This is a genomic window from Syntrophorhabdales bacterium, from assembly GCA_035541455.1.
GTDB lineage: Bacteria > Desulfobacterota > Syntrophorhabdia > Syntrophorhabdales > WCHB1-27 > JADGQN01.
In genome coordinates, this window is record DATKNH010000080.1 from 1 (window position 1) to 8,896 (window position 8,896).

10 protein-coding genes are annotated in these 8,896 nt (G+C 53.9%); 4 read left to right on the plus strand and 6 right to left on the minus strand.

The genetic code is table 11. The features are described from left to right. Positions 1-155: 155 nt before the first annotated feature. Positions 156-641, plus strand: coding sequence for a tripartite tricarboxylate transporter substrate-binding protein (locus tag VMT71_08205; protein ID HVN23940.1), 486 nt, complete (start codon positions 156-158; stop codon positions 639-641). Between the two features lie 12 nt (positions 642-653). On the opposite strand, the gene VMT71_08210 is transcribed toward VMT71_08205, so the two are convergent. Then, positions 654-1,808 carry a hypothetical protein gene (locus tag VMT71_08210; protein HVN23941.1) on the minus strand — a complete coding sequence of 385 codons (1,155 nt, stop codon included), beginning with the start codon at positions 1,806-1,808 and terminating at the stop codon, positions 654-656. A 184-nt stretch (positions 1,809-1,992) separates the two neighbouring features. Here VMT71_08210 and VMT71_08215 point away from each other — a divergent pair, with 184 nt between their 5' ends. Then, on the plus strand, positions 1,993-2,286 hold the full coding sequence (locus VMT71_08215) for a DUF202 domain-containing protein (GenBank protein HVN23942.1): 294 nt from the start codon (positions 1,993-1,995) through the stop codon (positions 2,284-2,286). A 14-nt stretch (positions 2,287-2,300) separates the two neighbouring features. Here the strand turns inward: VMT71_08215 and VMT71_08220 are convergent, their stop codons facing one another. Continuing rightward, positions 2,301-2,699, minus strand: a complete 399-nt coding sequence (locus tag VMT71_08220; GenBank protein ID HVN23943.1) for a bacteriohemerythrin — start codon at positions 2,697-2,699, stop codon at positions 2,301-2,303. Between the two features lie 282 nt (positions 2,700-2,981). Here VMT71_08220 and VMT71_08225 point away from each other — a divergent pair, with 282 nt between their 5' ends. Next, the gene (locus VMT71_08225; protein ID HVN23944.1) at positions 2,982-3,461 is read left to right on the plus strand and encodes a response regulator; all 480 of its coding nucleotides are present in this window, start codon (positions 2,982-2,984) and stop codon (positions 3,459-3,461) included. Between the two features lie 3 nt (positions 3,462-3,464). Here VMT71_08225 and VMT71_08230 read toward each other — a convergent pair whose 3' ends face one another. Beyond that, a complete protein-coding gene (locus tag VMT71_08230; protein HVN23945.1) occupies positions 3,465-3,998 on the minus strand; it encodes a nucleoside-triphosphatase in 534 nt (177 codons plus the stop codon). Positions 3,999-4,167: 169 nt separating this feature from the next. Between VMT71_08230 and VMT71_08235 the strand changes: the two genes are divergently transcribed. Then, on the plus strand, positions 4,168-4,980 hold the full coding sequence (locus VMT71_08235; GenBank protein HVN23946.1) for an alpha/beta hydrolase: 813 nt from the start codon (positions 4,168-4,170) through the stop codon (positions 4,978-4,980). A gap of 220 nt (positions 4,981-5,200) precedes the next feature. Here VMT71_08235 and VMT71_08240 read toward each other — a convergent pair whose 3' ends face one another. The 3 genes from VMT71_08240 to nrfD form a co-directional block, all read right to left on the minus strand. Then, the gene (locus VMT71_08240) at positions 5,201-7,090 is read right to left on the minus strand and encodes a TRAP transporter fused permease subunit (protein HVN23947.1); all 1,890 of its coding nucleotides are present in this window, start codon (positions 7,088-7,090) and stop codon (positions 5,201-5,203) included. A 48-nt stretch (positions 7,091-7,138) separates the two neighbouring features. Next, entirely contained in the window at positions 7,139-8,104 is a 966-nt protein-coding gene (locus VMT71_08245; protein ID HVN23948.1) for a TAXI family TRAP transporter solute-binding subunit, read from the minus strand. Positions 8,105-8,226: 122 nt separating this feature from the next. Further along, the coding region (gene nrfD, locus VMT71_08250; protein ID HVN23949.1) for an NrfD/PsrC family molybdoenzyme membrane anchor subunit at positions 8,227-8,896 on the minus strand (670 nt) is incomplete at its 5' end.

Sequence of the window (8,896 nt, forward strand, 5' to 3'; positions counted from 1 at the left end):
CGTGCTCGCGTGGGGTGATTTCGGAAAGCTGACCATCCCTGATGCGCTGGGCATCAATCACTGGATCGTGATTGCCGTGTTCGCCGTCGGCGGCATTATGCTTTTCCGATGGTTCGAGAAGAGAGGACTGTAGCCGTCACAGCAACTCCCAGCACATGTACGGTCTCCTGCTTTTCCGTAAAGCGGGTGTGGAGACCACCGACGTTCCTTTCAAAGGAAGCGCTGAGATGCTCACCTCGCTGCTCGGCGGCCATACCGATGCATCGCTCATGGTATATGGGGCTGTGGCAGAACAGGTCAAGGCAGGGCAAGTGCGGTACCTTGTCACGGTGGGAGAACGCCGGTACAGCAATCTGCCCAACGTACCCTGCGTTGTGGAGCTGGGTTTTCCCGAGGTGGCGAAACTGCCGACGTACGTGGGGCTCTACATCCACAAGAACACGCCGGAACCTGTCAAGAGGACGCTTGTCGATGCTATGAAGAAGATTTACGATGACCCGGAATTCAAAAAGGGACTCGAAACCCTTGGCGAGGAGCCTAAATACGGGGATCCTGAATTCTTAAAAGCTTCCATCAAGAGCAGCGAAGTTGTCGCTCTTCCCATATTAAAGGAGTTCGGTCTCCTGGTCGGAGAGAAATAGCAACGTGACGGGTTAGTCGCGTGATTCCCGCGGACAAGCCGGCCGCGCGCCCCAAAGCGAGCCCCGCCAGCGTCTTCGCACAACAAGTCCGAAGAGACTGCCGACGAGCAGGAGAGTGCACGAGGGCTCCGGTACCGGCACACCGGGCCCTTCCGGGTTATCATAAGGGGTTATGATACCAGGCACGGGCGCACCGGGCGGCCCATCAGGCGTGTTGTGGGGGATTATTACATAGGGGTTATCGTGTGAACCTCCACCCACAACAGGCCATGCTGCAAACAAAGGTGCCCCGGCAAGACCCCAAGCGACACCACCCATTGAGCCGCCGCTCGCGAATTCCGGCCCGGCAGCCGGTACCACAGGCGATTCACCGGACACAGGCAGTATGTCGCCGGAACTGAGTGCGTCAGCCGGGTCAGCCTCGACAACGGGACCCGCAGCAGGAGCCCCAATCGCAATAGGCGGTAGAGACGCACTTCCTTCTATGATATCGTTGCCGCATTTCATGGTCCAGTGGAGACCGATCTCGCTGTGCAACGCCATATTCCTCACGCTGAAAATGAAGCTCAAACCCCGGTCGGTCAGTATGACTTCTGCTTCGTCCACAGCCTCGCCGTACCCGCCGCGCCACGCCTGGTGCGCGCGGTACTTATTAGAGTGTGGTAGAGCTGACGTCATGACTATGTTCGAAAATTTCAACTTGTAGACTTTCTTGTTCTCAAGAGACACCACATAATCCCATCCTTCGGACTCCTCGAAGATGTCACTCGTATAAGGAGGTGTCCCCGAAACCTTCCAACCCTTCGAGCTTATGTAGAGATCACCCGGCTGCGCATCGCGGGTATGTTTCACGTTGTGCATGTAGTAAAAGAAATAGGGACCTGTGATTTTGACAGTCACAACATCGTCTTTCATGATCACTTCCATCTGATCGACCGCTGTCATTCTGCCGATGTAATCACCGTAGCGGGATGGTTTAATATTCACGTACTTTCCACCCCAGTAAATATTGCCGCCAGCGCGATCAGGGATCACCACGGCCCGCGCGCCACTCATTCCGAGGAACATGGCCAGGCTGAGACAGACCATCTTAAACAGGAAGCTTCTCTTGGCCTTGAGAACGTCCTTAATTCCAGAAGTGTTCGTCGTCTGCAGCTTCTCTCGCATAGGTGCTATGAGAAAAGTATCAGCTGATTACTGCCATAGGACAATCGGCCAGGTGTCTCTTTTTTTTAGTTCGGAAGGATTAATACTCAAGGATACAAAGGGGGCAGGAGGGCCGTGAAAGAGTGGAAGCTATTGACTGCGGTGGCCTCCCTTCCCGTACACTCCTTGACAGGAGGTGGATCACATGGACAGGAATGAAGATATTAAGATCCTCCTTGCCGAGGAGCAGATGTTGCTCTCGAGAGAGAGAACCATGCGCTCCTGCTTGCAGACAGGGCTGGCCTTCACCTCCGTCGGTCTCGTAATCGTGAAGTTTCTCGGCGGTATTTTCTGTGCCTGCGCCGGCCTCTTTTTCGTCATCATCGGGGCTTGGCAGATCATGGAGGCCGGCAAGAGGTACCTACGCTTCCGCAAAGCCATAGTACAGCTCCGGGAAAAGGAAGCAAAACTGGGATACGATATCGGGATGATAAAGTGACCTTATCCTGATTCCTACTTCAATCCTTTTTCGTTGAAAAACGGGCCGTACTTCTTGTCCTTCCCCATGATATGATTCTTGAGCCAATCGCTGAGGAAATTCATTACGCTCGTGGAAAGGCCCACATTGCCGCTATCAAAGTCTTTCTTGAATTTGGAAACCTCTTCTATAAATTTCTTGTGTTCCACTTTATGCGTTGCCGCATCCGGATACCCGAATTTGTCAAAATATTTCTCTTCCGTCGAAAAATGAGCCACCGTATAACTGGCCAGCTCGGCAATGGTCTTGCCCAGTAGATCCTTGCCCTTCCCCACGCGCATCGCGTCACCAAGATCATTGATGAGTCTTACAAGCTTCTGATGCTGACTGTCGATTTCGCCCACGTTAACGCTCAGACTGTTGGTCCACTGCATAGCGCATTCTCCTCTTTTTGCGTTGATTTGACAGCCGCTCCCGAGTGCCGACGCCACCTCCATACTCCCGGCTGCTCATTTTTGAGGCCAATTTGCAAAATACATGCCTTTCATCAGGGGCATGCGCTTCAACGCGTACGACAAATCATCCACCAGGGGTCCAGGCATTGTCATGGAGGACTACCCAAGGATCACTTGACAAGGTACCCGCTTCGGGTGCAATTTGAATAGCAGAAGATACTAGTTTGGGATAACCGACGAACACACAAAGGGAGGTGCGGCATGGCTGTTTCAGTTTTGGATGGGAAGAAATTCTTGACGGTGGATGATGAACCTGATGTGCTAGCTGTACTGGAGCAGGAGATCAAGGATTCCTGTCCGAACTGTCAGATAGACAAGGCGACCACGTACGAGAAGGCCGCGGAACTGATCAACAAGAATACGTATGACATTGTGATCCTGGACATAATGGGTGTCCGTGGCTATGACCTTCTTGAACTGGCAGTAAAAAGAGGTTTCAGGGCCGGCATGCTCACTGCTCACGACCTGAGCCCTGAAGCCCTGAAGAAGTCGCATGACCTGGGCGCGCGTGCTTATCTGCCTAAGGACAAGCTTGGAGAGATAGTTCCCTTCCTGGAGGATATTTTTACCCAGGAGTATAAATCCGGCTGGCGAAAATTGATAGACAAACTCGGCCCTTACTTCAACGACGAGTTTAAACCCGGCTGGCGAGAAAAAGCGGGCGTCGATTTCTGGTACTAGAAGCTAACAGGATATAGGGGCCACTTTCGCAGCCATTTCAATTTCCACGAGGAGATTCTTCCCGTTCTCTCGCGTGAGTTCGTAGAGGTGCACATCCGGCCGCGCCTTGATGCTGTCGATAATGCCTCCTCCGTGAAGAGCGATTGTTGCTACGACCGTGACAGGCGCATCGAGCAGATCGAGGACGATGCGCCTGAACTTCATCGAGAGACACTCCATTTTACCGATCTCATCGATGATAACAAGATCCGTGCCAGCTGAAAAGAATGGCACGGTCTCCAGGTATTGCTCGAATCCGGCCACATCGACGCCGTACTTCCCCACCCTTTGACTTCCTCGAATATCGACATGGGAAAGAATGACACGCTCACCGCGGAGGTCAACAATTTCGAAACCCTTTCTCGATTCCCCTTCTCTTATCTCCGCTGTGTAAAAACCTGCAATCTTCATATCCCTCAACCTCTGAACAAATCGCGCAATGAGCGTGGTCTTGCCCGTGCCGGGCAGTCCGGTGATAAGGAGATTTGGCTTCTTCATACCGTTATTCTATATCGTTCCTGCCCGCGATGTCACAAGGCAGGAGCATTCCCCTTTCGTGCTGGCGCACATCAGATCCGTCTGTTGTCTGTCGTTGTCTGTTTGACAGAGCGCACCAGGAATGTTACAAGCACAGGAGAGCGCCGGATAAGGATGTACGGAGGAGCCTATGCCGTTTGAAACACTGAATCACTTAGACCTGTATTACGAAGTGCATGGCGAAGGGGAGACAATACTGCTGCTCCACCATGGATTCGGTTCCGCGAAAATATGGAAAGGCATTTACCCGCAATTTGTCGCTCAGGGCTTCAAGGCAGTGATGTATGACCGGCGGGGTTTCGGACGATCCCAGGCAGGAGATGATTTCCAGGATTTTTATGAAAGTGACCGCTATCGACCGGAGAGCGTTGAAGAGTTACGGGCATTGAAGGATGCTCTCGGCATAGGAAGGTGCCATATAGTTGGTCAGTGCGAAGGCGGCGTGGTCGGCGCCGACTACGCCGTCAAGTATCCTGAAGAGGTCATAACCCTTGTCGCGGCGAGTACGCAATGCTTCAGTGAGGTGCCGGTGAAGGAACTGAACATCGCAAAACTGGTGAACAGATTTGCTTGGTTGGAGCCGCAGCTCCAGGCAAAGTTGATCGACTGGCACGGAGAAGAAGCACAAGAACGATACGATCAATTCGCAAAATTCGGTGGTGCGTATGGCTCAGACTTTTTCGATCTGCGTCCCGTGCTCTCTTTGGTTACCTGTCCTACGCTCGTGCTTTACCCTGACCGCAGCTCCATCTTCGACGTCGAACAGGCAGTCTCCTTTTACAGGCAGTTGGCTCGCGGCGAACTCGCGGTCTTTCCCAGGTGCGGCCATAATACATATGAGCAGCGACCTGAAGACTACGCACGCACGGTGCTCGATTTTATCAGGAGGAATACCGGGCGGGCGGAATCAAACGTTCAACCCGCCATGACGTGTCTTGCATAGATTTCCACGGGCAAGCCCGTCGTACTTCACGCATAACGCGTACCGCGGACAGAAGACGTCTTCACCCACGCACAAGTGCGTGCTCCTCGGCCGCTCGCATCGACCGTGGAAATCTATCTAGCGAGCACGGCGAGTGAGAAGGGGAGGCCGGGTACCCGCTTGCGGGTGCGCCTTTGCCGCAGGAGGGGGCGACGTGAGCCCCACTGATAGAATATGTGAGTCAAGTTCCGGTCCCGCCCTTTGCTCCCAGAAGCGGATAGATCTTTTCGCGGTAGAGGATGCCGAGTAATACTGCATACCCGAAGATGTTCAGCATGAAATGATTGGGTATCATCAGGAGCCCGCTTACGAGCACAATGAGCCGGGCAATCAATCCGAGGTTCCCCGCAAGGTAGCCAAGGAAGGACATGGACATGGCAGCAATGGCGAAGAATGACGTTATGATCCGAAAACCGGTGTAGAGCAGCGACCCCTTGAACATAAGTTCGGGCGAATAGACCATCATGTAGGGAACGATGTACGTGGGCGCAGAGATGAGGAAGGCCAGGTTTGTAGTCTTCAGCGGGTCGGTTTTGGCAATGCCCGCCGCCGCAAAGGAACAGGGAGCAGAAGGAGGCGTAATATTGCCGAGAACGCCAAAGAAAAAGATAAAGAGATGCGCAGCCATCGGGTTCACACCACTCTTGATGAGCGCAGGAGCAGCAAGGATGGCCAGTATCAGGTACGCGGTGACCGGCGGCAGGGGAAGGCCTATTATCAAGGATGCCATCATGGTAAGGAAGAGCAGAACAAGCATGTTACCGCCCGCGCAATAGATGAGCACCTCGGAAAAGCGGAGTCCCATACCCGTCAGATTGAGAACCCCCTCGATGATCCCCGCCGATGCACACGCCATGGCGACAATAAGCGCGTTCTTCGATCCCTGGGCGAGTGCAGCCGTCAATCGCAACGGACCCAGCCTCGTCTTCTTCCTGACCATGCTGACGGCAACGAGTACGATCACCGCCCAGAAACCCGCTTTTTTCGTAGATGCACCCACGACAAGAAGCATGTAAAGGATAACAAGGATGGGAATGAAGAGATGCGCATTTTCTTTGAGCTGGGCGAGAGCGCTTGGCAGTTCAGACCTTGAAAGCTTGACCAGTCCCAGCTTTGAAGCCTGAACCTGAATGAACATGAAGACAGCGACGTAGTAAAGAAGGCCGGGGATAATGGCCGCTTTCATGACATCCACGTACGTGCCTCCGACCATCTCCGGTATGATGAAGGCCGCTGCACCCATGACGGGCGGAACAAGCATGCCTCCCGTCGAAGCCAGCGCTTCTATTGCACCTGCCATCATAGGTTTGTAGCCGGCTCTTATCATCAACGGGATGGTAAGCGTTCCCACGGCCGCCACGTTCGCGGTCTGACTCCCGGTCATCATGCCGAAGAGGCAACTTCCCAGGACTGCAGCCTTCGCCGCTCCGCCTTTGAATTTGCCGAAAAGACTCAAGCCGATGGCGGTCAGGGAAGAGGTAGCGCCCGTTGCTTCCAGGAGCGCGCCAAAAATAAGAAACACAATAATGACCGTAGCCGAGACAGCGAGCGAGACTCCCAGGATGCCGTCCGTACTCAGGAACATGTGGGTAACGATTCGCTCGAAGGTGTAGCCGCTGTGAGCAAGAACCGGCGGCAGATAGGAGCCGAACACCGCATACGCAAGGGCACAGAAAATGATGATACACATCGCCCATCCCATAATGCGGCGCGTGGCCTCTATGACAAGCACAATCGCGATCAGGCTCACGATTGAATCGAGTGCATTCGGGCCTCCTGCTCTGGCGGATATATTCTCGTAGTCCACCATCATGTAGAGCCCTATAAAAATGGCCAGGCATACGAGAGCTATGTCGAGGATTGAGAAAAGAATATCTGCAGCCTTTGGCGGGCTCGCCTTGCTTTTCCTGAACGGATATATCAGGAAGACAAGGACCAGTGCGAAAACAAGATGGGTCGTGCGCTGCTGCATTGCCGGGTAAAGGCGAAAGCCGGCGGTGTACAGATGAAAGAGAGCCATCAAGACGCCGATAAAAGTGATGATCCGTGCTCGTGTGATAACGCTTGTCATCCCCCCTCCGTTCACGTGCTGATTGAACTGGCGTCTATGCTCGTGCTCTTATTTCATCACCCCCTTCTCTTTGTAGTACTTTACGGCGCCCGGATGGAAAGGGATGGGAATAGTCTTGGTCGCATTCTGGAGACTCATCTCTTTCATGCCGGGGCAGACCGCGAGTAACTCGTCCCTGTGATCGAATAAGACCTGCATTATCCTGTACATGAGGTCTGCATCTACCTTGTCACTGGCGCTTAAGAAGCTGCCGAACACCAGTATGGACGTGGGTTGCGTAATTCCCTTGTAGGAATTGGGCTGCAGCACGAATTCGTAATACCACGGGCTGACCGGCAGCACCTTCTTCAAAACCGCCTGATCGACAGGTATAACCCTGATAGGCGTTTCAAAGGCCAGCTGCTGGATTGCAGCCACGGGATAGGTTCCGGATATGAATCCCGCATCGATGCTTCCGTCCTGGATACCCTCGACCACTTCGTTGTAGCCCAGCCAGAGCGGCTTGTACATTTTTGCAGTTACGCCATGGTCTTCTATCAATTGCATGCCCATCTGCGCGGTTCCGCTTCCTGCTGCCCCTACACCCACCCTCTTGCCTTTCAGGTCAGCGTAAGATTTTATGGGCGATTTGGTGGCCACCACGAGGTTGAGGCCTGCACCATGGGTGAAGACAACTGCTTTCTGGGCAGTCATAGGTTTGTTGAAAGGCGGCTCACCCTTGTAAGCCATGAGCGTCACTTTCGAGTCGGGCACGCCGAAGGACGGCTGATTCTTCTCAGCTTTTTCCTGCATGAGCTTTGTCATGGCTGCTGTTCCGCCCGTTGTTTCCACCATCAGCTGCACGTCAGGAACGTACTTGTTGACTACAGCAGTCGTTGCGCCGCCGACAAGGTAGGCAGTTCCTCCTGCACCGGGTGTGTACACGGGTATGACTGTTTTTCCCGCGGCAAAAACAGAAGACGACAAGATGACAACAAATACCGAGACAAGGACGACAGTTCTTAGGTTTCTCATAGTAACCTCCCCTTTTTGGTTACTGGTCTTATACCGATTCGCCTTCACCTCTTCACACTACTCTACAATTGTTTACTCTCCTCTCATCAAGTTACTGCTTTATCCCTGTTCCACCTTCCTGGTCACGGGCGACTGGACGACGGAATAATAGGCCCGTACACCCCGCATTTCAGTATCAGGTAGCGCATGGCAAGGTCGCCTATCAGCCCGGAGAGTATCGCGCTGCAGAGAAAGGTCATGGAGACCGCCTCAATGTCCACCACGATGCTCTGCATCACCGCAAAGGCGGGCATGACCATGCCCAGGAGCACCACGCCGACCCAGAAGATGGTCGCCCACTGGCCTTTGAGCATATACCTGACCGAAACCTCACCCGTTGACGACGTATAGCGCACGCTCATCAGATAGACCGGGACGAGAAGCAGGTAGCCGACGAGCAGGATGCGGATCCACTCTTCCACTGCCTTGCCGGCCACGATCGCACCGCTTCCCAGGGATATGCCGAGCGTCACCTCTGCCCCGCCCCAGAGGCCGCTGACCACGTAGAGCACCGGGAGCAGCGCCGTGTTCCAGAGCGGGATGCCGTTGACGTAGTTCATAGCGAATCCGCCGTAGATCACCGTGAGGAAGGCGAATACATCCGCGGCTACTATGAGACCCGTACTCCTGATGCCGGATTGCAGCAGCAGCATATGGATGAAGCTGAGTGTGAGAAAGAGGCTGACAAAGATGATGCCCCGCGAGATCCAGGACGTCTTAAAGCCCGAGGATACGGCCATGCGCCAGAATCGT

Excerpts from the sequence above, each read along its gene's own strand:
- VMT71_08205 (HVN23940.1), top strand. The coding sequence starts at position 156 with ATGTACGGTCTCCTGCTTTTCCGTAAAGCGGGTGTGGAGACCACCGAC.
- VMT71_08210 (HVN23941.1), bottom strand. The coding sequence starts at position 1,808 with ATGCGAGAGAAGCTGCAGACGACGAACACTTCTGGAATTAAGGACGTT.
- VMT71_08215 (HVN23942.1), top strand. The coding sequence starts at position 1,993 with ATGGACAGGAATGAAGATATTAAGATCCTCCTTGCCGAGGAGCAGATG.
- VMT71_08220 (HVN23943.1), bottom strand. The coding sequence starts at position 2,699 with ATGCAGTGGACCAACAGTCTGAGCGTTAACGTGGGCGAAATCGACAGT.
- VMT71_08225 (HVN23944.1), top strand. The coding sequence starts at position 2,982 with ATGGCTGTTTCAGTTTTGGATGGGAAGAAATTCTTGACGGTGGATGAT.
- VMT71_08230 (HVN23945.1), bottom strand. The coding sequence starts at position 3,998 with ATGAAGAAGCCAAATCTCCTTATCACCGGACTGCCCGGCACGGGCAAG.
- VMT71_08235 (HVN23946.1), top strand. The coding sequence starts at position 4,168 with ATGCCGTTTGAAACACTGAATCACTTAGACCTGTATTACGAAGTGCAT.
- VMT71_08240 (HVN23947.1), bottom strand. The coding sequence starts at position 7,090 with ATGACAAGCGTTATCACACGAGCACGGATCATCACTTTTATCGGCGTC.
- VMT71_08245 (HVN23948.1), bottom strand. The coding sequence starts at position 8,104 with ATGAGAAACCTAAGAACTGTCGTCCTTGTCTCGGTATTTGTTGTCATC.